20 protein-coding genes are annotated in these 24,810 nt (G+C 53.0%); 12 read left to right on the forward strand and 8 right to left on the reverse strand.

The features are described 5' to 3' along the window. Positions 1 to 24: 24 nt before the first annotated feature. Complete coding sequence (locus tag CRP01_RS19415) at positions 25 to 831, forward strand: enoyl-CoA hydratase/isomerase family protein (RefSeq protein WP_099151754.1); 807 nt, start codon at positions 25 to 27, stop codon at positions 829 to 831. Here CRP01_RS19415 and CRP01_RS19420 read toward each other — a convergent pair. From CRP01_RS19420 to CRP01_RS19430, 3 genes are all read right to left on the reverse strand, one after another. Next, complete coding sequence (locus CRP01_RS19420; RefSeq protein ID WP_099151755.1) at positions 818 to 1,603, reverse strand: hypothetical protein; 786 nt, start codon at positions 1,601 to 1,603, stop codon at positions 818 to 820. The genes CRP01_RS19415 and CRP01_RS19420 overlap by 14 nt on opposite strands. Before the next feature lie 102 nt (positions 1,604 to 1,705). Beyond that, positions 1,706 to 2,881 (reverse strand): adenylosuccinate synthetase, encoded by a 1,176-nt coding sequence (locus tag CRP01_RS19425; protein WP_099151756.1) that lies wholly within the window; start codon positions 2,879 to 2,881, stop codon positions 1,706 to 1,708. Between the two features lie 186 nt (positions 2,882 to 3,067). Next, positions 3,068 to 3,982, reverse strand: a complete 915-nt coding sequence (locus CRP01_RS19430) for a hypothetical protein (protein WP_099151757.1) — start codon at positions 3,980 to 3,982, stop codon at positions 3,068 to 3,070. A gap of 267 nt (positions 3,983 to 4,249) precedes the next feature. On the opposite strand from CRP01_RS19430, the gene CRP01_RS19435 reads away from it, so the two are divergent. Both CRP01_RS19435 and CRP01_RS19440 read left to right on the forward strand, forming a co-directional pair. Further along, positions 4,250 to 7,150: a PEP/pyruvate-binding domain-containing protein gene (locus CRP01_RS19435; protein ID WP_099151758.1), complete on the forward strand. Its 2,901-nt coding sequence runs from the start codon at positions 4,250 to 4,252 to the stop codon at positions 7,148 to 7,150. Positions 7,151 to 7,195: 45 nt separating this feature from the next. Next, a complete protein-coding gene (locus CRP01_RS19440) occupies positions 7,196 to 8,455 on the forward strand; it encodes a serine hydrolase (protein ID WP_099151759.1) in 1,260 nt (419 codons plus the stop codon). A 68-nt stretch (positions 8,456 to 8,523) separates the two neighbouring features. On the opposite strand, the gene CRP01_RS19445 is transcribed toward CRP01_RS19440, so the two are convergent. Next, entirely contained in the window at positions 8,524 to 11,364 is a 2,841-nt protein-coding gene (locus CRP01_RS19445; protein WP_099151760.1) for an Npt1/Npt2 family nucleotide transporter, read from the reverse strand. A 320-nt stretch (positions 11,365 to 11,684) separates the two neighbouring features. Next, positions 11,685 to 12,623, reverse strand: coding sequence for a serine hydrolase (locus CRP01_RS19450; protein ID WP_233752716.1), 939 nt, complete (start codon positions 12,621 to 12,623; stop codon positions 11,685 to 11,687). Positions 12,624 to 12,894: 271 nt separating this feature from the next. Here CRP01_RS19450 and CRP01_RS19455 point away from each other — a divergent pair, with 271 nt between their 5' ends. From CRP01_RS19455 to CRP01_RS19465, 3 genes are all read left to right on the forward strand, one after another. Then, a complete protein-coding gene (locus tag CRP01_RS19455) occupies positions 12,895 to 13,596 on the forward strand; it encodes a LytR/AlgR family response regulator transcription factor (protein WP_099151761.1) in 702 nt (233 codons plus the stop codon). A gap of 5 nt (positions 13,597 to 13,601) precedes the next feature. Next, a complete protein-coding gene (locus CRP01_RS19460) occupies positions 13,602 to 15,839 on the forward strand; it encodes an ATP-binding protein (protein WP_099151762.1) in 2,238 nt (745 codons plus the stop codon). A 506-nt stretch (positions 15,840 to 16,345) separates the two neighbouring features. Next, entirely contained in the window at positions 16,346 to 17,281 is a 936-nt protein-coding gene (locus tag CRP01_RS19465) for a coiled-coil domain-containing protein (protein WP_143473453.1), read from the forward strand. A 222-nt stretch (positions 17,282 to 17,503) separates the two neighbouring features. Here the strand turns inward: CRP01_RS19465 and CRP01_RS19470 are convergent, their stop codons facing one another. Continuing rightward, positions 17,504 to 18,568, reverse strand: a complete 1,065-nt coding sequence (locus tag CRP01_RS19470) for a YncE family protein (protein ID WP_099151764.1) — start codon at positions 18,566 to 18,568, stop codon at positions 17,504 to 17,506. 437 nt (positions 18,569 to 19,005) lie between these two features. Between CRP01_RS19470 and CRP01_RS19475 the strand changes: the two genes are divergently transcribed. From CRP01_RS19475 to CRP01_RS19485, 3 genes are all read left to right on the forward strand, one after another. Then, positions 19,006 to 19,293 carry an antibiotic biosynthesis monooxygenase family protein gene (locus tag CRP01_RS19475; protein ID WP_099151765.1) on the forward strand — a complete coding sequence of 96 codons (288 nt, stop codon included), beginning with the start codon at positions 19,006 to 19,008 and terminating at the stop codon, positions 19,291 to 19,293. 314 nt (positions 19,294 to 19,607) lie between these two features. Beyond that, the gene (locus tag CRP01_RS19480; protein ID WP_099151766.1) at positions 19,608 to 20,981 is read left to right on the forward strand and encodes a Gfo/Idh/MocA family protein; all 1,374 of its coding nucleotides are present in this window, start codon (positions 19,608 to 19,610) and stop codon (positions 20,979 to 20,981) included. 187 nt (positions 20,982 to 21,168) lie between these two features. Beyond that, complete coding sequence (locus tag CRP01_RS19485) at positions 21,169 to 21,510, forward strand: darcynin family protein (RefSeq protein ID WP_170110452.1); 342 nt, start codon at positions 21,169 to 21,171, stop codon at positions 21,508 to 21,510. Positions 21,511 to 21,513: 3 nt separating this feature from the next. Here CRP01_RS19485 and CRP01_RS19490 read toward each other — a convergent pair whose 3' ends face one another. Then, the gene (locus CRP01_RS19490; RefSeq protein WP_233752717.1) at positions 21,514 to 21,978 is read right to left on the reverse strand and encodes a GNAT family N-acetyltransferase; all 465 of its coding nucleotides are present in this window, start codon (positions 21,976 to 21,978) and stop codon (positions 21,514 to 21,516) included. 63 nt (positions 21,979 to 22,041) lie between these two features. Here CRP01_RS19490 and bla point away from each other — a divergent pair, with 63 nt between their 5' ends. Further along, positions 22,042 to 22,818, forward strand: a complete 777-nt coding sequence (gene bla / locus CRP01_RS19495; protein WP_099151768.1) for a subclass B1 metallo-beta-lactamase — start codon at positions 22,042 to 22,044, stop codon at positions 22,816 to 22,818. An 81-nt stretch (positions 22,819 to 22,899) separates the two neighbouring features. On the opposite strand, the gene CRP01_RS19500 is transcribed toward bla, so the two are convergent. After that, positions 22,900 to 23,478 carry an outer membrane beta-barrel protein gene (locus tag CRP01_RS19500; protein WP_099151769.1) on the reverse strand — a complete coding sequence of 193 codons (579 nt, stop codon included), beginning with the start codon at positions 23,476 to 23,478 and terminating at the stop codon, positions 22,900 to 22,902. A gap of 178 nt (positions 23,479 to 23,656) precedes the next feature. On the opposite strand from CRP01_RS19500, the gene CRP01_RS19505 reads away from it, so the two are divergent. Next, positions 23,657 to 24,010: an MmcQ/YjbR family DNA-binding protein gene (locus CRP01_RS19505; RefSeq protein ID WP_143473454.1), complete on the forward strand. Its 354-nt coding sequence runs from the start codon at positions 23,657 to 23,659 to the stop codon at positions 24,008 to 24,010. 1 nt (position 24,011) lies between these two features. After that, complete coding sequence (locus tag CRP01_RS19510; RefSeq protein ID WP_099151771.1) at positions 24,012 to 24,764, forward strand: helix-turn-helix transcriptional regulator; 753 nt, start codon at positions 24,012 to 24,014, stop codon at positions 24,762 to 24,764. Positions 24,765 to 24,810 lie beyond the last annotated feature (46 nt).

A 24,810-nucleotide genomic window follows, 5' to 3' on the forward strand; every position in this document is an offset into this window, starting at 1 on the left:
TAGCGGAACTAATCCTTCAACCTTATGGCCAATCCCGAGCATCCCATCAATAGCAACAGCGCAGTACTGTACCACGAAGAAGGCCCCGTGGCCGTGATCACGCTCAATCGTCCCAGTCGGTACAATGCCTTCAATGACGCCCTGATCCAGGGTTTAAATACGAGTCTGGACCAGGCCGCGGCCGATCCCAATATCCGGGTGATCATTCTGCGCGGGGCCGGCCCCGGTTTTTCGGCGGGTGCGGACCTTGGCCTGTTTGCCGGCGTTACGCCCGAACAGGGACGGGATTACATCAAATCGAACTACCGCCCGCTGATGCGTAAGTTCTGCGATCTGCCCAAACCGATCATCGGGGCCATCCACGGTACGGCTGCCGGTGTAGGCTGCGCCCTGGCCCTGGCCTGTGATCTACGGGTGATGACGGAGGATGCAAGTTTTCGCTACGCCTTCATCAATATCGGTCTCGGACCCGACGGTGGCGCCGGCTGGTTTCTGGCCCGGGCCGTCGGCTACAGCCGGGCGATGGAAATTGCCTGTAGCGGCGAAAAGATCGGCGCCGATCGTTGTCTGGAACTGGGACTTACCAATCGCATCGCTCCGGTAGGCGAAATGATGGCCTTTGCGCTCGAATGGGCCAACGAGCTGGCCCAAAAAGCACCGATCGCGCTCGGTATCACCAAGGCCGATCTTCAATTTGCGATCGATCACACCCTGGATGAAACGGTAGACTTCGAAGCCGACCAGCAAATGGCGGCATTTTCCAGCGAAGACCTGCGCGAAGGGGTCGGTGCATTCCTGGCAAAACGCCCACCCCGGTTCAAGGGCAAATAAACCGGATCAGCCGGCGAATGAACACTTCATTATCTCCCTGATCGATCAGGCCTTTCCCCGGCACGGTGGAATCCTTATCGGCAATAAAGCCGGAATCCGCCAGGATCACGATCTTTCCTTTGACGGCATCGCTTTGAGACTTGCTTCCGTCGATGATCAGTCCGAAGATCCGGTCCGGGATAAGCGCTTCGCCCTCGGAGGACCAGCGACCGACCATCCCATCCGGCAAATACAGGAAAGGAGTACCGACAGTGGAAACGATCCGGCAGGTCGTATTCGTTACCAGAGAGCTTACGGGTTTCCCGAATTCCGGAGCATCCAGCAGCGGATGGGCGCGGAGACAGGCCCCGGAAATTGTGGTGGTCAATTCCCGCCGGCCACTCCAGTAACCTCCACAGAGGTCCACTCCAAATCTTTGCGTAAGCGAATGATCGTGCTTTTCGTGAGGATTGTGGTTGGAAAAGATCAATAGACTGTTTCCCGCTTCCAGTACAAACTGCGTAATCGGATTGAATGCTTCATCGGAGAAGGGCTCGGCACGCGTAAGCAGTACCAGAGAGGACGCCCATTGCAAATTGGTTTCGGTAATCGCACCGATCTGTACTTCGTTTTTTATTCCTGCCGCCGGCTCCCGGAGTATATCCAGAAAGGTGGAGATCCGCCGCTGGTGCACCGGATTGGGTACGCCCGGATGCCCGAAGCGATCCAGATGGGTCTCCTGGTGGAAAATGGATTGAAAACACTTATCGTCGATGAGTATGCGTAGGGCCATATCAGAGATTTAGAGCGTCAATGCGAAGAGGCAGGCCGGCGTCGTCCGGCCTTTACCACTCCCAAAATAAGTCCAAATGCTGACAATCGGCGCATCTACCGATCAAATTGGCACCGCTTCGGCTCCGGCCCGGATCTCCGCTCCACATTCTGAATAACTCAACAGTACTTTATCCGCAGCAAACCTAAGGATACGTCCGATCTCCAGGGCATCATCCGTCCATTGGTACGCTCCGTTGCGGGTATACGGCAAAGCTCCCGGGAGCTGATCCAGGCAGGTCAGCACCAGGCGTTTTTCTACCCGACCGCAGTAGTTCGCATCCGCTTCCAGTGCATAATGCAGCAGATCGATATCCAGCACGCTCCGGCGCTGGTGCCCCTGCCATTCGTTGTATTGATTGGTTTCCTGTGGATTTTCGATCAGCTCCAGCGGTAGGTTGGTGTTCGACAAATAACCATTGCCGTGGCGGGTCTGGTACGCCCGGCTGATGTAATAGATCTCCGGCCGGGGCAGTCGGTAGGTTTCAATGAGTTGTAGCGCGTTTTTAGAGACTGTGTTGCAGCGGGTGACGTGGGGAAAAAAGCCGTGATCCATATCCAGCAGGATCCCCTGGCTGCCTTCGAATAAAAGCTGATCGAATCCCCTCCCGGTCAGCTCTGGAATAAATTCCTTCTCCCGGACGATCGTGATGCAGGACAAGGCTTCGGCGGCTGCGAGTTTGAATTGTTCCAGTTGTAAAGCCATTGCTTCGGTAAGCGGATCTTCACCCGTTAGTTCCCAGTAGTATTGGCGAATGGCCTGCAGGCGTTTTTCCAGCACAAACGGATAGGCCAGATCCTGCACGAAAAGCCGGTAGGGGGACTCCTGCCGCTCCAGCGTAGCGCCAAAACCCACCCCGCAGCTTCCGTGTGCGTTGATGCGTTCCCTTTTCCGATTCAGAAATACTTCATAAGGAGTAGTAACCGGCGCCAGTGCATCCACATAAACCTGTGGCCGCAGCCCGTATTGCTCCGCCAGAGCGGCGTATTCATTCCGGAAGGCAATGGGATAAAAGGTGCAGAAGCGACTCCAGTAAGTCGGGGCTCCGTAAAGCGCTCCGCTGCCGATACTGGAAAAGACGTGCCGTTGTCCTTCGGGAGTTACCACGGTATGTCCGGCCTGGTGACCGCCGGAAAAACGCACGATCAAAGTCCGGGCGTATTGCCGGCAGAGATAATCGGTAGTCAGTCCTTTGCCTTCGTCTCCGTAGCCCAGGCCGATAACGATATTCGTTTGCATAATTTTGATTTAACTTGAGGTAATAGTTGACAAGTTATTTTGGGGATATTCGGTCGTCATACTTGAAGGTTTTGACGATATCCTATTGGTTGCTTTCGGTTCAACTGCTCTGAGCGAGTTAACTGATAAGGATCATTGACATTGCATCAGCCCACCGAACAGTCGAACCAACCAACAACCGGACCATTAGAACCGAAAGATCCGCCTACCACTATCCGGTCTTTTCGGTATCGACATATCCCCCAGGGCATTTTGCACCATATCGGCCGTAGACGGATCAAAGGCCTGCAGGAGTCGGTCCGGGTCCACCCCACTCACCAGGGCTACCGTACTGGCAATGAGTTCCGCCAGTGCCTGGTGGTTATCGAGTACCAGAAAACGCTCTCCCAGCAGATTGCGCCAGTATTCCATCACCATAGTATTGTTGCGATAGCCGGTTTCATTGATGTGAATGTGAAAAACGTGGTATTTCTCCTGAGCTTCCCGGAGTACCTGCCGGGCATCCATGGATCCCGCTTCCCGGTAGCCCATAATACTGCTCAGTCGCCGGGCATCTACGGTATCCCAGTTCATCTCGTCGCCGATCGTGAACAGGAAACCTTTTTTGCGTCGCTTTTCGTAGCAGTCGATGGAAGTATGGCGACCGCCGATCAGCCAGGCCAGTGCGTAGGATTCTTTGCTCTGCCCGCCGCCGCCACCTTCGAGAAAGATCTTGGAGAGGCAGTCGTTCATTTCTTCCGTTCCGGATTCAAACTGCCCTACCTGCAAAGGTGCGCGGTCGGAGATATGATCCCCAATGGCGGAAAACATCACCTGGGGATCCTCGATCCCGTGATCGATCAGGGTATCCATCAGCGACCCCAGTTTATGCCGGATCAGCATTTCCGGGATCCGCCCCATCGATCCGGTAACGTCCAGGAACACCCCGATCGCCAGGGCATTCGGGTGAGCGGCGGAATCCCGGCTCTCCCGAACCACCAGCCCGCGGGGATCCAGATCGGGATGGATATTAGTAGATCGAAAAATGGCACTTCTGGATTGTTGAGAATAGGTAGACTGCATCTGTGAGTACGTATCGCTTGACCATCTGCTGTAGCCCATAATTTTACGATTTTGAAGATGAAAAAATACTTAGTTTGTTTTTTAAACTAAGTTGAATGACTACAAATATACATTCACTTAGTTTAAGAGTCAAGCTAACTAGTGCAGTTTTTTTTATCCTTGCCCAAAAATCTGTGGATCTGAATATGCGAGTTCTGGTATATCCAGAAAAAATGGCGTACTTTTAAAACACCTTACGAAAAAAACATGCTGATCAGGTGACCCCAAAATCTTTTTGAGTCTAAACTCCATCATAATGGCAAAAGCATGAAAAAGCTTCTCATCCTCCTGGGCTTTTTAAGCCTTTATATCACTGACCCAATAAGCGCTCAAACGCCCGATAACGAGGCGATTAAGGAGCTTGTAGCGAAATATCAGTCCGACATACGCGGTCCTTTTAAAGACATCCGCTGGTTTTGCAAAGACGGTTCGGTTATTCCTCCCAAAGAGAAATGCCCGGAACCCGGCGGTGTGCAACGGGCCCGTTACAAGGACGAAGTGGCGGCCCTGGCTAAGAACCAGCATATCTTCATCGGACAGATCCTTTCCAATACGCCCAAGGAAGACTTCTGGGATGCGGCTAATCAGCACGCCCGGCTCAAACAATACCAGGTCGAAAAATACCTGCGGGCCGTAGACGACGGTTGGATCTGGCGCAAAGCGCAGTTTTACCGGGGAGCGGTGCAGGTAGAAGATGAAGAGAACTGGGGAGTAGAATTCTTTCAGTGGCTGCTGAACGACCAGCAGGTTTGGGAAGAAGATTTTTTCCTCGTCCGGCAGGCCGCCAAAGACATTCCCCACCAGGGCGACAACAACCGTTCTCAGACGGTCCGTGCCCTGAGTAAGGAGATCTCCGATACTTATCTTCCTTTTCAGGATCTGCGGGTGAAGATCCACGGCCAGCCCGAAGCGGCCGATATCCAACGCGTTCGCGGTTTCCGGAAAACCCACCAGCAAAAACTGGGAGCCGCCAACCTAAAAAAGATGGATCAGCTCCTGGAAGAGATGGAACTGCTTTTTGCCGCAGTCGACCTGAACGCACTCGGGAAATACGTCAACAAACTGCCCAAGCAGGACACGCTTACCCGCCGCATCCGCTCCTTTATCGATCAACACCAGACGACGGCTTTCAGTCCCGACCGGGTATCGGCCGCTGCCGATCTGCTGTGGGATATCCGCACCCTGGGCGACCAGGTAAAGGGCGGCAAGGCCCGGCTAGCCCTGCTGGATATTTCCAACAACCTGGAAGAGATCATCTTCAAAGAGTCGGGATCGTGGCAGGCGGAGCACCCGCAGGCCCTGCTGGAAAAGATCTGCTATCTGGGTAAAGCCGCTACCGGTGCCGGATTTTTAGAGATCTGGGAATACGAGACGCAGGCGGTAGCTGCGCCCGTAGCCGATGAGATCGCCCTGGTCGCCCTGAATGAATTTTTCGAAAATAATCGCCGCCGGGTAGAATGGGGTGCCGGAATGACCCGGGCCGTATACGCAGGCACGGTTAATCTGTTTACGGCCTTTGAACCCAAAGCCTACGGATTTCTGGACGATCGCGTCCGGGCTTCTATCCTGTTGCCCCTCGGGCAAAGTGTGGGCCAGCTGGGAGATTTCCTGGCCGAACAGGCCGGTCTGTCCAATCAGCTGATGGACCTGCGCGGACAGAGCGATGCGCGCGGACTGAACCCCGGCTACGCTATGGGCGAGCTGGTGATAGTGGAAGGCTTTCCGGAAGAACTGGAAGTCGATAAAAATAAGATCTACGTTTTTGAGAGGCCACCGGCCGATCTGAAACCGGTAGCCGGCATTGCCACCGTTTCCGAAGGGAACATGGTGTCCCACGTTCAGTTGCTGGCCCGCAACCTCGGTATTCCCAATGCCGTCGTTTCCAATCAGAACCTGGACGACCTGCGTGCCTACGCCGGACAGACCGTTTTCTATGCGGTTTCCAACAAGGGTACCATCATTATGAAACCCGCAGCCAGTATGACGCAGGAGGAGCAGCAGCTCTTTACCGTCAAACAACGCAGTGAACAGCGGATCTCCGTACCGGTGGATAAGATCCGGCTGGAAGAAACCCGCGTATTGAACCTGCGGGAACTGAAAGCTTCCGATTCCGGTAAACTCTGTGGCCCCAAAGCGGCCAACCTCGGTCAGTTAAAACAACTATTCCCCGATAAGGTGGTGGAAGGACTGGTCATACCTTTCGGTATTTTCCGGCAGCATCTCGATCAGACGATGCCCGGTACCGACCAGAGTTACTGGGAACATCTCAACGGTATTTTCCGACAGGCGGCCGCACGCAAACAGGCCGGCGCCGGCGAAAATGAGATCGAGGCTTTCATGTTGGAGGAACTGGACAGCTTCCGCAAACTGATCAAAGAGATCGCTTTGCTCCCCGAATTTGAAAAGGCACTACGCGAAGACTTTCAGCAGGTGCTGGGCGGCCAGATCGGTTCCGTTCCCGTCTTTCTGCGGAGTGACACCAATATGGAAGACCTGAAGGAATTCACCGGAGCGGGCCTCAACCTGACCCTCTTCAACGTGGTGGATGCCGAAAGGATCTGGCAGGGCATCAAGGATGTCTGGGCATCGCCCTACACCGAACGGAGCTATAAATGGCGGCAACGCTATCTGCTCAATCCGGAGAACGTATTTCCTTCCATCCTGATCATTCCGAGTGTGGATGTAGCGTATTCGGGCGTGATGATCACCAAGGGAGTCACTACCGGCCGCGACGCGGACATTACGATCGCTTTCAGCCGGGGAGCGGGCGGAGCCGTTGACGGTCAGATCGCCGAATCTTACCTCATGCACGACGGTTGGGGAAATCAGTTGCTGTCACCGGCCCGCGAGCCGTACTATAACCGGCTGCCCGAAACCGGCGGCACGAAACGGATGGCGGCCTCTTTTGAGGATCCCATTCTGAGTCAGCAAAACCTCGACGATCTGCGAGAACTGGCCGCAGAGGTGAAAAAGATCCTGCCCGAAGCACCGGGCGTGGAAACCGACGGTCCTTTCGATATCGAACTGGGCTTCCGCGACGATAAGATCTGGCTGTTCCAGGTTCGTCCGTTCGTAGAGAACAAAGGCGCAACGGCTTCCACTTATCTGGAATCCATCACGCCGGTGATCCCGGACGATAAGATGGTCAACTTGAAGCAACCATTGTAACCGGCGGGTTCACAATATCCTTTTCAACCTTTAAGTACTACTAAGATGAAACTCACTGCCTATTTTTTCGCACTCCTCGTACTGCTGGTCACCATCCCCATGCCCCTCAACTCCTACCCTATTGACGGGTACGAGCGGACCGGTATCCGGCGACTGGCCTATCTACAGGCCGTAGTGGACGAAGAGGTCAAAGGCACCAAGCCGATCCCCGGAGCGATGAAGTCGGTCGATTCCATCCAACTCAACCTCTACGGTCTGACCGGTTCGATGATGGATAGCCTGCCGGCAACCAACCCGGACCTGCAAAAAGCCCTCAACGGCTTATTCCCTAATATGCACGAAAGCTACTCCGTAGCGGTAATGGATATCACCCCGGGCCGGGAGCCGCGTTACGCCGAGCGGCAGCCGCGGCGGGGATTTCAGCCCGGTAGTGTCGGAAAACTCGCCGTAGTGACCGGAATTTTCTGTGAACTGGAAAACCTCTTCCCGGACTCCTTCCACCTCCGTCAGCAGCTACTGCGCGAACGCAGTGTGAAGGGCGGCCCCTGGGCGGTATACGACGAACACACGGTGCCGTTTTACAATCCGGAGACCAAAACGCTGGTCAAACGACAGGTAAGGGAATCGGACGTTTTCACACTCTACGAATGGATCGACCACATGCTGTCCGTGAGTAATAACGGTGCGGCGGCGGTAGTCTGGCGGGAAGCTATGCTGCTGCGGGCCTTCCAGCAGGATTATCCCACGCTGACCGAAGCGCAGGCCAATGAATATTTCCGTGGTCTTTCCAAGAAAGAACTTTCCGACCTTTCGATTTCCGTGGTGAATGACCCGCTACGCGACCTCGGTATCACCTCCGATGAATGGCGACTGGGCACCATGTTTACGCGCGGCGCTACGGCCATCGTGCCCCCGCAGGGCGGCAGCCTGGGCACACCGGTGGGCCTGATGAAATTTATGGCTGCGCTGGAAAGCGGCCGGGTGATCGATCCGGCTACCAGTCTGGAGATCAAACGGCTCATGTATATGACGGATCGCCGCATCCGCTACGCCGCTTCTCCGGCCCTGAAGGAAGCAGCGGTGTATTTCAAATCCGGCAGTCTGTACAAATGTAAACCGGAAGAGGGCTACCATTGCGCCAAATACCAGGGGAACGTGGATAACTATATGAACTCCGTGGCTATTGTGGAACACGGAGACAGCCTGGTCTACATGGTGGCTCTGATGTCCAATGTGTTGAAGAAGAATTCCAATGTGGATCATAATGCACTGGCTTCCCGGATCGATCAGATGGTGAGAAAATAGAGCCGGGCCGGAAAAGGAAGGTATTTGTTGAAGCTTATTGGATCAATAGGTGCGACTGCCTTCCTTTTTTAGTTTTGCAGCATTTCCAGGGTCCGCAGGGCATAATCCCGGATCTTTTCCTGCGGGTTTTCAATTCCCATTTTGACCAGAGGGATATACTTCGGATCGTCGAGTTGCTGAATGATATAGAGCACCGCCAGAGCAATCCGGGTATCCTTCCCACTGAGCAATCGGGAAAAACACTCGTATTCTCCCGGTATTTTCAGCTTCAGGTGTTTGATCGCTTTTTCGGAGAAGGTATCCATCATAGCCGTTTCCACCAGGGGGATGAGTACCTTTTTAAGGTTGGCTTCCAAAAGATTATCCAGGAACTCCAGCGCATCGTTGCGTAGATCGGACTGCTTGCTCTGAATACCTTTATAAATACTGAAGATATCATCCGGCGGATACTGCAATCCGAGCAGCCGAAAGATGCGTTCCAGGTTGCGGTCCAGCCGACCTTCCAACAGACGGATCAGACTGCTGCGCCCCTCGGCCAGCGCCATTTGCCGGGAGAAAGACTCTTCACCGGGTATCTGCCGTTGGTTCTGAGCGTATAGGATGGCCAGCGTATCCGAATACAGACGGGCCTCTTCCAGAATGCTCTGCATGATCTGCTTCCTCTGGAATTTTAGGTGCGCGAAATTGGTATTCAGATAATTCAATCCCCGGAGCACTTCAAAGCGGATCACCTGATCCGGATAATCGAAGCGGGCAAACAGAAAATCCACTGCTTCCTGGGTTCCCATTTTCTTTACCAGATTGGGAATGGTACGCCGTAATTCAATGCTACTTTCCTGATCGGCCATTTTCTGCGCCAGAGCCGGCAGTGCCAGATTACCGAAGTGCAGCAGGGCATCATTGGCCGCCGGCGCGTACTGCTTATCGCCCAGAAATTCGATCAAACGGGGAATAAAACTGACGTCGTGGGTATATCCGGCCGAAAGTACGGCCTGTTTGCGCACTTCCTCCGCGTTTTCCTCTTCTAAAGATGCCGCAATAACTGAGTAATGTTCCTTCAAATGGCTGTAGGCGATCACCTTCAGCGCCGTCACCTGCATAAAACGAGCCTTATCCGGGTCCTCTTCTTCGGGGATCCGCGTCAGGGTATCCTGCAGGCGATATTCCAGGCCGAAATCCCGGCGCAGGGTCAGGTTATCCCGGGTCTCGTAGGCCAGACTCACCAGCGCAGCGCCGTAAATGCGGTAATCCCCGTCGTTAAGATAGCGGGTGATCAGTTCCACCCGATCCGCCGGCCGGTGCTCGATCAGATATTCAAAAGCCTTGATCTTGACCTTTTGTGATTCGTCGTGGGTCAGCGGCTCAATCTCTTCGGGGATCGAATTTTTTTTCAGATAATACAGATAGTGGATCGCCTTCGCCCGCACCGAGCTGGACGAGTGTTGCAGGAGCGGTAATACATTGTCAAAAAATCGGTCATCCTGGGCTTCCCGGATCTTTTCGAGTACATAGAGAATTTGCTTCTCCGCACCCTGGTCCAGTACTTTTTTCAAGCCGCTGACTACAGATTCCTGACTGAGATCCAGCATTTGTCGGTTGTTGACCTCCTGAGCCTGATCGATCCGCTTTTTGAAAGTGCGAATGTATTCCCCCCGGATCTGGAGCGCCAGCCAGCCCCACAGCAGGATCAACACCAGAATAATGATGCTGATCGCCCGGGTAGACAGATCCAGGCCGCTCACCACAAAGATCAGGATCAGGCCACTGATACCGGTGGCGAGACTATCCACAAATACATCGATAAAGGTCTTGGTCTGATTTTTCACTTCCTGGGGGATCGGCAGGATCAATAACTCTACTGCAGCTTTATTGATGGACTGCTTCAGGCTACCATCAGCGAGTTTCAGGATGACCGCCACCCACAATTCGGGAAAGAAGACCAGGGCTGCTGCCGCCAGAAAAATACTGCCCGGCAAAAAGAACAGAGAAGTCCCGACGCCCAGCATTCCCACTACCCGCCGGGTGAGGAACAATTGCAGAAAAAGGGAGATCAGGTTAAAGGAGGAAAACCAGAATCCGAAAAAGGCCGTCAGATCGTCGCGGTCCGGGATGTGGAGCGCCGCCAGATCACTGAACTGATAATCCACCAGTTTGGCTACCACCACGCTGATACCGACGATGCCGGCCAGCAGGCTCAGGTGCTTGGACGAACGGATCTGCCGCAGCGGACTCGGTGCCAGTTGTTTGCCCCGTTTCTCTTTTTTCACCATGGGCGCCGGGGCGGCGGTGACATCCCGCTGCCAGACATGGGAAGTGATCGGAATGCAAAAAGCCAGCAGAAAAGCGCTGACGAAAGGCAGGTTCTCACTGCCCAGCGTGGGAGCCAGCAGAGAAGTCAAATAACCGCCGAAAATACCGCCGGCGATGGCGCCCGCTCCGATGAAACCAAACAGCCTTTTCGCTTCCCGCGTATTGAAGACCATATTGGCCAGCACCCAGAACTGGGAGGCCGACAGTACGGCGAATATCGAAACCCAGAGGTAAAACAAATAAAGCACCCAGGATTCCAGAAAATTCAGGCGGAGAAAAAAGCCGAAAGCAACCAGCGTGATCACCGAAGACCGGAGGGTGATATGGATGATCCGGTCCAGCGATACCCGGTTGAGCGCACGTGCGTACAGAATGGACACCAGACCCGCAAAGATCGCTACCAGGATAAAAGCCCGGGGCAGGCTTTCCGCGCCGAATTTGGCCAGGAATAGTCCGTTTACGGTCGGCTTGACAATAAGCAGGGTGGAAATGATCAAAAAGATATTGAGCTGCATGAGCACCGCCCTGCGCATTTCCCCTTCCCGGATATCGAAAGCCCGACCTAATAATTCAACCAGATAATCGCGGATCTTAGCCATTCATTAATCATCCATTAGAAAACAAAATTAACCTTTGGTTCCGGACTATTTAACAACTCTATTGATGATTTTGTCACTTTAATTGGAAGCGGTCGGTTAATCAGGTCGGTCGGCGCGCCGGCGGGAAAGACAGGCCGGACCATTTAGCGGTCTTGTTATCGGGATGTTTCCGCCGATTTTCTAATGTCTAGGATGGTAGATAAATTAGCCACAAATGGACAACTTATTCCCCGTTCCGAAAGTACGCCCTTCGGAAGATCCGAGAAATAAAGCGCTCGTCCATTTGTGGCTAAATTGTGGTGCTGTGGTATTCGCTCCTTTTATTTAGAGGAACGCACGGCCGTAGGCCGACGGATCTGGATCACCTTCTCCACGGCAGTGACCATCTGGCGGCAAATGGCCTCTCCTTCCGGGTCATCGACCAGGGCGACCAGTATATAGTGCCGGTCCGGCCCTTCCACCAGTGCGGAATCGGCGTGGTAGGTACGCCAGGAACCGGATTTACGGTATACGTCCGCCCGCGGTGCAACGCGATCCAGGGTATTGACAAATTTGTGGTGAAGCTCCGGATCTTTCATGATGTCCAGCATCTGAGCCGAACGTTCGGTGCTGACCAACTGCCCGGTTGCGAGCAGATAGTAAAAACGACAGACCTGACTGGCCGTGGCGGCATGGCTCAGACCCAGAATGGGATCGGGATAGCGCGCGCCCTGACTGGCGTAGCGTTTGCCGACCCACAGACCACCGCCATAGTTTTTGTCGTACAGGCGGTATTTGGGATCGGTCAGTACTTTTTCGATCTTTTTATAACCCAGTCGATCGATCATCCGGGTGGAAGCCTGATTATCCGACCGGCTGATCATGATCTTCATGTCGTGTAATACCTCCGGACTTTCCTTTAGTTCCCCCTTTTCCAGTGCATCCATGGCGGCCAGCAGAATAGCGATCTTAGGCAGGCTGGCGGCGTACATCATCTGATTGCCGTTGATGTGGGCAAATTTCACATTTGACGGATTGCGCAGATCGACGAGTCCGATCGCCATTTTTTTCTGATCGATGAGATTTCTCCATTTCTCGTTACTTCTCAATTCGCGGAATAAAGACGCCTGTAACTGGCGGTCGGTGAGGCTCCTCAGTGGTACTTTTGCGGCAGCGTTACTGTTCAGATTGAAGGCGGTCGGTGCAAAATTTGCAGATTGCCCGTACAGTGCCATGGTAAGTAAGCTTACCGCAAAAACAAGACCCAATTTTTTAAGCATTTGCGTGTTTTTTAACAATGGAAGGGGCGAAGGCTTTGCGTTTTGATCCAGCACACAAAAGCCCAAGGCCTCCCAGCAGTGATGATGGCCCGAAATCTTTGATATAATTAATGAATTATCTTCCTATCAGGTGGTACAACTACCCGCATAACGCACTCAAAGATAAAAAATTACAGTATGATTGTAATTTTTTTGCAAGCAAAAAAAATTTGCTGCTATTTGTGACTTTTAATGGTGCTAAAGGTCTAATTTGCATTGAATTTCCATACCTATGACCTGTCTGATAATTGACGATAATGCAATGGCCAGAACGGCCCTTCGGCACCTGATCTCCGACATCGATTCGCTGGATCTGCGCGCCGAATGTGAAGACGCTATGCAGGCGATGAAATACCTCCAGCAGCAGGCAGTAGATCTGCTTTTCCTGGATGTAGAAATGCCGCACATGAACGGGCTGGAACTCCTGCAGGTACTCCCCCAAAGGCCATTGGTCATTCTGGTCACCTCCAAACGGGAATATGCCGTCGAGGCCTTCGATCTGCAGGTAGTGGATTATCTGGTGAAACCCATTACGCTGGCCCGGCTGCTCAGCGCCGTGCAGCGGGCCCAGGAAATGCATCAGAATAAGAACCGTCCCCTGCCGGCCGGCCCGGGGCTGGACGAAGAACACATTTTTTTCAAAGCCAATAATACCCTGGTCCGGGTACAGCTCAATGACATACTTTACTTCCAGGCGCTGGGAGACTACGTGACCCTGACCACCAAAGAAAAACGCTATACCCTGTATACCAAGATGAAAACCATTGAAGACCGGCTGCCGGTGAGCCGCTACATCCGCACCCACCGCTCCTACATCGTTGCGATCGGTAAGATCGATAACATCGAGGACAACTCCATCCAGATCGGCCGGCACCTCATCCCCATCAGCGACAGCTACCGCGCCCGGGTGATGGCCCAATTAAACTTCCTCTGATCGCTATGCGCACGGCCCTCGAAACCCTGCTCAAAAGCCAGGATCACCGCCTGGAACGGCGGATCGTCCTCGGCCTCCTGCTCGCACTGGCCCTGACCCTGGTAATCCACATCTTTTCCAGTACCAGTATTCGGCATCTGTTGGCATCGGATGAAAAGGTGATGTTTAACTTCGAGTTGGATAACCACCTGGAAGACCTGGATCACGAACTGATCTCTATGGAAAGCAATCTCCGGAGCTATATTATCTCGAACGCCAGTGGACTGCTCGGAGACCTGGGCAGCAATATGGCCGAAGCCCGGGAAAAACTGGAGCGCATCGCCACGATGTCCGCCGACCTGCCGGAAGTGCCCGGCGGCGTCGACCGGCTCCGCGGACTGGTAGAAAAAAAGATCAGTTTCAGCGAAGCCGTCCTGGACAGTTTCAGCCGCAGCGGTGAAGATGCCGCTATCCGCCTGATCAATACCCGGGAGGGGCTGCGTTTGCGGGACAGCATTATCCGTATTACCAGCGAATTGCGGCAACTGGAACGCCAGAACATTACCCAGACGATCGCCATTAACCGGAGCGAAGCGCAGGAGGTCAGTCAGATCGATTACCTCAGCACCCTGCTGGCTACCGGCATTGTATTGCTGGCGCTCTTTTACTTCCTGAGATCCATAGAATATCGAAAGGCCACCCAGCTCAAACTGGAGGAAGCTCGCCTGGAAGCGGAGCATTCCGCCCGGGTCAAGGAGCAGTTCCTGGCCAATATGAGTCATGAGATCCGAACGCCGCTACACGCCGTGATGTCCTTTTCGGAAATGATGGCGGCCACGCCGCTCAATTCCAGGCAACAGGAACTGGCGGAGGGCATCCAACTCTCCGGAGAGAACCTGTTGACCACGGTCAACGACATCCTAGATTTTTCCAAACTGGAAGCCGGCATGGTCCATCTGGAGCAGATCCCCTTCCGCCTGTCGGAAAGCTGGCAATACCTGGAGAAGATCTTCAGGGTTAAGGCCGAAGCCAAAGGACTGGAATTACATTTTAATCAGTTTTCGCTCAGCTCACCCATGTTGTTGGGAGATCCTTCCCGGCTCCATCAGATCATGATCAATCTGATCGGCAATGCGCTGAAGTTTACGGAAGAAGGAGGTGTACAGATCTGGGGGCACCTGCACCAGTCAGCCCCGGACCGCCGTCTGTTGGAGATCAAGGTCAGCGACAGCGGCATCGGCATCGAAAAGGATCAGCAGGAATGGATCTTTGAGCGTTTCCGACAGGGAGAAGCCGCCATATCCCGCCGTTTCGGCGGCACCGGTCTCGGCCTGGCGATCGTAAAGCAGTTGGTGGAACTCCAGGGGGGCAGCATCAGTTGCCACAGTCAACCCGAACAGGGCTCCACCTTTACCGTTCGTATCCCCTACCGGCTGGCTCCGGCCAGTGGAAAAGAGCAATTGCCCGCGATCACGCCGCCTACCGGCCGTTTGCCCGGTTTCCGGCGGATACTGCTGGCGGAAGACAACGTGCTTAACCGCCGCATTATGGCGCTGCTGTTCCAGGAATGGAATCTCAACTACGATCTGGCGCGGAACGGCCTGGAGGCGATCCGACTGGCCGAAAGGACCAACTACGACCTCATCTTTCTCGACATCAATCTACCGGAAATGGATGGCTACCGCGTTGCCCGCCAACTCCGGGAGGAGCTACTGCCGCCCCGAACTGTGATCATTGGGATCAGCGCCAGTTCGAGCCACGGTGAGCGCGAGCGATGCCTGCAGGCCGGTATGACGGATTACCTGCCCAAACCCTTCCGCCAGCGGGATCTGCTGGATCTGCTGGTCCGCTACGGTCACGCCAACGTATCGACAACGGCAGCAGCCCCCGATCAGCCCGGGACCCCACCCGCAGCCGGGGAGCAAAGCCTGATCGATCTGGAATACCTACGGGGACTGGCCAACGGCAAACCCGAGCGCATGCGCGAAATGGCCGATATTTTTCTGGAGCAGATCCCCAAGGAATACGCCCAGCTCAAAGCCGCCGGTACCAGTAAAGACCTGCAGACCGTAGCCACCCTGGCCCACGGCATGCGCTCTACGGTAGCCTATATGGGTATGGCCCATTCGCTCGGTCCCATCCTGCAGAAACTGGAGGAGGAAGCCCAGCAACCGGGACCCGCCCGGGACCTCGGTACGGAACTGGAATACCTCTGGTGCCAGCTCCAGTCCGCCATGGAACAGGTCAGGCAGCAGATCATCTGATCCGCTCCGTAGAATTCAACGAGAAAACGGGACCGGTTACCGAGAAAAGCACCCCACTCACCGAAGATCTCCCACTTCGCCTCCTGGCGATAGTATCTTTGGGTCAGGTTATGAAGATAAACTAAATGATCCAGTTAATTCCCGATAGAATCTTAGAGGGGAGCAATGAAGTAAGATCGTTTTTTGATGGCCCGATCGATCTTCACCCCTCTAAGAAACTATACCTGAACGGACAATCCCTAAACATATCATAAAGGTTCACCAAGGAAGAAGTTTCCTCCCACAATCCCCAAAAAACAAGCGGTAGGAAACCCCGAGATCCAGTTGCCAGTTAAATATGCTTCCGCTCCTAAAACCAGGAGGGACTTCTTCCGAGGGAAAACCGGTTGGTAATACGTCAAACAAAAGCTTTTCCGATCATTACCAACAGCTCCCAAGCTTTTATGATGGCAAATAGAATACCCCTACTTTTCACAACATTATTCACTTTTGCTTTCAAATTATCCATGAACAAGGACATGCAAATCAAATGGTATGCCGGTGGCATTACCGCTCTTACCGTACTCTCTTTTGCCGGATTATTTTTCTTCTGGAACGCCAAACGCAATCTGGAAACCGTCAATGCCGAAATGAACGAAGCGATCTCCGGCTACACCCTCCGGATCGATCAACTGAACACAGAAATTGACAGTCTGATGGGTGCCTACGCCTCCCTGAGTGCAGAAAATGAAGACCTGCTGGGTAGCGTAGAGAACGCTAACCAGTTACTGGCCACCAGAGATGCCGAACTGAGCAAGATCAAACGGCAATCCGGCAAAAACCTGAAAGCCAAACAAGCCGAACTGGACCAGCTGATGGCTTTTAAGAACCAACTGGAGGAAACACTGGCCCGACTGGAAACCGAAAACCGACAACTTAAAGACGAAAATATCCAGCTCAGTCGCCAGCTTAAAGACGCTCAACTGGAAAACGAACGTCTCGTAAACCGGATGGATGATCTGGAAACCGACAACCAGTACCTTCAGCGCAACCTGGACCGTATGGCACCCGCCGGCATGCAGGGCGTCGCCTTCCGGGTAGAAGTGCAAAGACGCAACGACAAACTCACGGTAAAGGGCAAACGCGCCCGCCAGGTGGATGTAAGTTTCGATCTGATCGGAGTGCCGGAAGAATGGCACGGCCAGCAAACCATCTACCTCTCCCTGGTAGATAACAAAGGGGTGCCGGTAAAAACCGAAAATAATCGCAGCCAGCAATTTCAACTGGCCAACGGACAAACACTCTCATTTGACAGCCAGGTTGCCAAGGATTTCAACATCAGCACCAGTCAGCGCCTGGCCTTTCATATCTCTCTGGATGATAAAATGCCGGCCGGCTATTACCGGGCCAATATTTACACCCGGACCGGTTTGGTAGGATCGGCAAGTTTCAGACTCTCTTAATTAGGAATGAGGAAGGAGAGGTGAGGATTGGGAGCGGGGAAGGAGGGATGTTTCCCCGGTCTCAGTCCTCACAAAACTTAACTGACTTAAGCCATTATAATCACTGGTAAGTCTCTCTCTGAAAACTTTACAACCCCGGTACAGGAAATAATCGCAGTCGAGTAATTTTTAGGAAAACGTCTTATATACACAGGGAGAGCAGCCTGCAGCTGCTCTCCTTCTTTATTTATCGACAGGCCGACCGATAAAACCGAAACCGTTGGGCCGGTTCACACCGCCGATGGTATCCAGCGTAAAGGCCGCAAGATCCAGTACGCTCAGGTGCGTATCCATTGCATTGGCGATATAGGCTTTTTCGTTTCCGGGAGCCACCTGCACGTAGATCGGTGCTTTACCGGTCTCCATCCGACGCACGATCTGCCCACTTTCCATATCGATCAGCAGTACGACCCCATCGTAGGGACACGGAGCCAAAATGTGCTTTCCGTCCGGCGCGGGGGTGGAATAAATGATCTGGCGCACGCCGAGTTCCGGATAATGCCGGTGTACGCTCAGGTCCGTCGGGTCCAGTAAATAGATCTCATCCCCGCAGGATACGATGAGGTATTTTCCGTCGAGGGTATAAGTAAGTCCCCGACTGGCACTACCGGTCTCGAAATGGGCCAGTTGTTCCCCGGTTTCGGGCCTGAAGCTGAAAATACCTTCCTCGCCGGAAAACAGAAAGATCGTATCACCGGAAGGAGAGAAAATGAAATTGTGCGCACCCGGCGGCAGCGGGAAAGTGCGGCGGATCTGCCCGGATCCGGTATCGTACACCAACATGGAGTCCCCTACTTCTACATTGACGTACAATTCTTGCGGTCGGCCCGGCCGGAGGCGGATCCCGTGCGGCGCCTGATTATCGGTCAGTTCCGGCCGGCGATTGGTTGGGAACGTAGCCGTCACCTGCCCGGTGGGGATATCGATCACGGAGATATTCAGGCCCGGCGTACCAATAGTGCGATCGTAATCCTCGATCCCGAAATTGGAAACGTAGGCGGTCCGGTTGTCGGCGCTCAAAGCAATTTCGTGCGGGTTATACCCCACCGCTATCTCCTTCTTTTTCTGCCCGGTCTGCGGATCCAGGATGCTGACCGTTCCCGCGCCCTGCTCTACAACGATGAGTTCCCAGGGAGTAGCCGGGGTAATTGGGACTTCTCCCGAGTCGGCCGGGGCGGTCTGACAGTACGTGAACACAAGCAGGCTACCCAGAAGAAGCGCCGGCCGGAAAATGATTTTGGTATTCATACTAGCTCATTTTAAGATTGGAGATTAGCGGTCAAAAAGGTAAGAAAATGACCTATGGATTTGCCCGAAATTTTAATTTTCATGGTCGTTAATAATAGAACATATTTAAATTTCATCCTTTGGCCTGCAAATAACCATCTAATGAACCTCACTTTACCATTTTTTCGCCCCGTAGCGCTGCTATGAGGCTCAAAAATGCCTTCGTGAGAACCATTATCTGGTCATTTTCGCCATCAAAAACGAATTTTAAAAATGTTCTTAAAAACAAGCCATATTATCCCGTTTTCTTCAACCTTTATCTCAATCCGGTGTAAATAGGTATAAGGGCGCAAAACCAGTTTGGTAGATCCCCCACTCAGTTTGGGTCGATTTATAGATTACGCTTTCCCGTGCAATGGGTCCCATTTGCTACAACATCCTTAAATCCGGCAGGTCTCATGATCATCGTACTCGTAGAACATTTTCTCAACAATGAAGGCATCCATTATTTTCCCGAATGGATCGACCGGGCTCGTCCGGTTCTCGCCCCCTTTGAAGGATATCTGAACATTCGCCGGATGAAAGATGTGGAAAATGCCTCCCGCTGTGTTTTGATGCTGGAATTCGCGGAATTAGGGCAATTGCGGTCCTGGGCCAAAAGTACGGAACACAACGAACTCGTCGCCCTGCTGGATCCTTACGTTGTACAAAAGCGCCAATCCAAAGTATATTCGGTTTCAGACTAAGCCGCGCGATATTTAAGCCGCCATCGAGCTTTCCGCCTACAAAAATGTCTGGTTTTCAATTTATCCCTATATTTAGGAGGATTCTGAAAATGACGGCACCCACGTCGTTAGAACGAAAACATCAACTTTAATCATTTAGAGCGTGACCGGGGATTATTAATTGGACCGCAAACACCATTTTCCGCTGCAACTTCCGGCATTTTTCGGGCAGTCAACTTTCCTCTCAACGCCAGGGGATAAACGGCCGCGAAGTATGCCGGTTCGGGTTCGTAAGGACAACTCCCGGGCAAGCTCGTCAAAAATTTATTTCAACAATGGATAGCTTTAACATTAACCGTCGCCGGTTTCTCTATACGGCCGCGGCTTCTCTTGCTGTCTCTGCCCTCGGCGCCAGGGGGCTAGAGGTCATTCATCCCGATAAGCCTTACCGGGTGGGGCTCATCGGAACCGGCTGGTACGGCAAAAGTGACCTTTTTCGCCTCATCCAGGTAGCTCCGGTGGAGGTGATCGGACTGTGTGATCCGGATCGCCACATGCTGGAAGCCGCGGGCAAACTGGTCAGCCAGCGTCAGAAATCGGGTAAAGTGCCCAAACTGTACAATGACTACCAGAAAATGCTGGCCGAAAATGAGTTCGACCTCATGCTCATCGGCTCTCCGGACCACTGGCACGCCATGCAGATGATCGACTCGGTGAAAGCCGGCGCGCACGTATACGTTCAAAAACCCATCAGTGTAGATGTGATGGAAGGCGAGGCGATGGTAGCTGCCGCCCGCAAATACAATAAGGTCGTACAGGTGGGTACCCAGCGAAAAAGCACACCTCACCTTATCGATGCTAAAAAGCAGATCGTTGATGCCGGACTGTTAGGTAAGATCCGGCACGTGGAAATGTGCTGCTACTTCCACATGCGCGCCAACGGCAATCCGCCGGTAGAGCCGGTTCCTGAATTCTTCGATTACAATACCTGGACGGGTCCCGCACCGATGCGTCCCTACGACGGACTACCCCACATCCGATGGTGGCGTACCTTCAAGGAATACGGCAACGGTATCATGGGCGATATGTGTGTGCACATGCTGGACACCGTACGCTGGATGCTCGACCTCGGCTGGCCGGAAAAGATCACCTCTACGGGAGGTATTTTCGTGCAAACGGACGGAAAATCCAACATCCCCGATACCCAGTCGGCTATTTTTGATTACGGTGATTTCCACTGCGTCTGGCAGCACCGGAGCTGGGGTACGCCGCCCAATCCGGAATACCCCTGGTCCTTTACCCTCTACGGAGAAAAAGGTACACTATTCGGCAGTACCATGCAGGCCGATTTCGTACCGCTGGACAAGGATGCCGAAAAGATCCATTTCGACGTTCTGTACGAAAGAGAAAAATATCCGGAAGATGTTACCGAAGAGCGTATCGAGCTGAACGCCGCACCGGCGACCCGCCTGCACATGCTCGACTTCCTGGATGCCATTACCAATGGTACCCGTCCGGTAGCTGATATTGAGCACGGTCATATTTCCACCGCCAGTTGTATTATGGCCAATATGTCCATGGAACTGGGAGGCCGGCCGCTGGTTTACGATCCGGTAAAAAGAAAAGTGGTGAAGGACAAAGAGGCTACCCGGATGCTGGAGCGGGCCTATCGCGATCCCTACAAGCACCCGGATCCGAAAAAGGTATAATTCTCAGCCCAGCCATAGGCGCAACATGTAGCATCTCCCGGATCTTTAATCAGTATTCCGGGAAGCGCATGTTGCGCTATTTTATTTTTTATCGATTAGGTAGATTAACGGACAGCGGATGAATCCGTATTTGTTAACCTATGTAAATGCTCCGTCGCCGGTTTCGCCTCATCTTGCGGGCAAAAAGATGATGGAAAACTACAGTATTCTCCTCCTGCTGGATGCCCAACCGGACTGGCTGGCCAAGAGCCGACCGGAAAGAGCAGATTTCTACCATAGTTATCTCCAACCGCTTTTCCACCAATATGCTTCTACTTGCCGGATCCGGCTTTTCGACAGTGAATTCTTCCACGCCCGGATCTCGGATTTCATCCTGATCGAGACCAGTAATCTGGCCGATTACCAGGACCTGATTGAGCAGTTGCGGGACACCGCTTTCTACAGCGTGCCCTACTTTGCGGTCAGAGACATTATAGTAGCCAAAGAAAATGCCTTTCTGGAATACAACGCCCGCCAGGGTATTGCTTAAGCTTTACTGTGGGTCCTGCACCTGGCCGTAGATATTCCGGTTCGATCGCGCCATCCACCGGTGGGGTTCAACCAGGCTATCCCAACCAAACTGGCGGTATAGGCCGTGGGCATCCCGGGTACCGAGCAGCCAGTTGCGCAGGTCCTGCAAATTGGGATGGCTGTGCACCGTTTCGATCAGCCATTTGCCCAACCCCTGCCCGCGGTGGTCCTCCAGAATAAAAACGTCACCCAGATAGGCGATCTGACAATAGTCCGAGATCACGCGGGCGTACCCGACCTGTTCGCTGCCGCAGTATAGGGAAAAGTTCAGCGAGTGATCGGCTGCCGTCCGTACCCGGTCCAGGGGAATGCCCCGGGTCCAGTAGGAGTGATTGCATAAATAATCTTGTACGACCGCCAGGTCAACTTTTTCCCGGTCCGAGGTGATGGCGTAATCTCCGCGCCGGACATTTAGTATTTCGATCATTTGTCGATATGGATTTGATCCGAAATATTTAAAACTGCATTTTTGCGAAAAAAATTCCGAGTGATGACCCACAAATGTCTCTCCCTGTATGCTCGCGGCAAATTCCTGCTGCGGCACCTACTTTTCCTGGGCTTAATGCTGGCCGCCAATCAGCAAATGGCGGCCCGGGACACCCTTTTCATCAATGCCGATCTGCAGCTTTTGCTCATTGCCGAAGGCCTTTACATCCATATTAGCTGGCTGGAGAACGAAACCTACGGTCGCTTTTCTTCCAACGGCATTGTTTTTATCCGCGAGGGCAAAGCCCTTGTGGTTGACACGCCTATGAATAACAGCCTGATCGAAGATCTGGTCACCTATATAGGCGAGGAACTTCACGCTGAGGTTACATTGGCCGTTCCCGGTCATTTCCACGAAGACTGTCTGGGTGGTTTGCCCTATCTGCACAGCGTAGGGGCAAAGTCGATAGCCGGTAAAAAGACGGTAGCGATCTGTAAGGAGAAAGGACTGGTCGTCCCTCAGCGATCCTTCGGTAAAAAGAAAAAATTGAAATTTGGGGATAGTCGGCTAGAACTCCGCTATTTCGGCGGCGGCCACGCTCCAGATAACATTGTGGTCTGGTTTCCCGAACAGAAAGTGCTGTTCGGCGGCTGCCTCATTCGTTCCCTAACGACTAACGGACTGGGAAATACGGCCGATGCCGTTATGGAAGAATGGGGACCGACAGTAGCTAAAATACAGTCGGCACTGCCGGAAATAGCCACCGTCATCCCGGGTCACGGCCCTATTGGTGACGAGACAATGCTGCAACATACGATCGATTTGACTACAAAAAAATGATCGTCCTGGTAAAATTGATCCCCGATCCCGGCAAATCCAGATGAGCTGGATCGGCCGGGGAGAGATCTTTGCAACTGTTTCCTAGAAACGCTTGGCGATACCGAAACCGGCGCTTACGTATTTAAGATCAACCGGAGTGGTAATGGTCTCAACGGTAAGATCACGGGACAGCTCCTGGTATTTCACACCAGGTCTCAGATACCATTCAGAGCCCAGGTGGAGATCCAGTCCGACTTCGAAGCGAAGACCGATTCCATGTTTGGAATCAGCGACATTGTTTCCGGATTCGGACTGCACTTCGATGTGGTTGTAGACACCACCGGCACGGAAGTAAAAGCCCAGATTGGAATTACCGGTTGAGCTGAACTGCAAGCCCAGCAAATATCCGGATTCTTCAAAATCCTTTTTGTTACCGGCAAAGGATTGATCGGCCGAGAATTTGTTCCAGCCCCATCCGCCGTAAACGCCCAGATAGCGGCTGAATCGATATTCGGCTAAAGCTTCAAAACCAAAACCGGTTTCCAATTCTGCGTCTCCCAGTTCGGTAGTGGCGAAATTGGCGCCGGGTCTAAATTCGACGCCGAAGCCGTTCTGGCCGGAAAGGGACGATGTCCCAAAGAACACCATCACGGCCACGAGAAATGCGAGTGACGTTTTCATGTTTTTCGGGTTTAATGGTCTAATGCGGTAAATTACTGCCGGTTATGGAGTTTTTCACTGATGCAGGTCCGCCACAGTGTTGATTTTCGTCAGGATGGCTGCCGGGAATAGCCACCGGTAAGCAAACAACAGGACATACCGGGCAGATCATCGCCCGAGATTGCGTATCTTAGCTACCATGAATATCGAGCAAATAAGGGAGATCTGTCTGGGTATGCAGGGCACCAGTGAAGCGATCAAATACGGTGATCAGCTTTGCTTTATGGTAGCAGGTAAACACTTTTGCTCTTCCCGTTTGCAGGATCCGGATAAAGTCAACCTCAAAGCGCCGGACGAAGCTTTTGAAGCCCAGTGTGACCGTCCCGGTATCACTCCTGCGCCCTACGGCGGGGCGACTTACAAATGGATCCAGGTCGAACACGTTGACGTACTCACCGACGCAGAATGGGAGCAGTTCCTGCAAATGGCATACGACACCATTGTTGCAAAGCTCTCCAAAAAATTACGCGCCACCCTCCATAATCCAAGCTGATATGAACCGTACCGACCGCCTGATGGGCATCATTAACCTGATCCAGTCCAAAAAATATATTTCGGCCGACCGCATCGCCGAGCATTACACGATCAGTGTTCGTACGGTTTACCGCGACCTGAAAGCGATCAATGAGATCGGCGTGCCGATCAGTTTTGAAAAAGACAAAGGTTATTTCATCCTGGACAGTTATTTCCTGCCGCCGGTTTCGCTGAGCATGGAAGAAGCCAACGCACTGGCCCTGATGGAACCGATCGTGCAGCGCTTTGCCGACCGCTCCATTCAGCAACATTTCGATACGGCTCTCAACAAGATCAAGATGGTGCTCAGTACCACCCAGCGGGAACAGCTCGAAGAGATCCAGCAGCATACGGCCCATTATCTGCCGGAGGTTTTCACCCAGTACATTCCCAATACGTATTATCTCACTACCATTCAAAAGGCCATCATCGAACGGACGGTCCTGAAAATAGATTACGAGAACAATCAGGGAGAAAAAAGCAGCCGGGAAGTGGAGCCGATCGGCCTCACCTTTTATTCCCTTAACTGGCACCTGATCGGCTGGTGCCACCTTCGGCAGGACTACCGGGATTTCCGCACTTCCCGCATACTACAGCTGAAAAGTACCATCATTCCCTTCCGCAAATCCGACCACCTCAGCCTGCACGAATACCTCCGCGATCTGGAAGAAGTTTTTATGAAAGAACAATGGCCGAAGGAATCCTCCACTTATGGGGCAAAAACCTGTGAATAAGACCTGAATACGGAAACATGTCCCAGGTCCCGATGGTTATGGAGTA

Source organism: Flavilitoribacter nigricans DSM 23189 = NBRC 102662 (genome assembly GCF_002646595.1).
Classification (GTDB): Bacteria; Bacteroidota; Bacteroidia; order Chitinophagales; family Saprospiraceae; genus Flavilitoribacter; species Flavilitoribacter nigricans.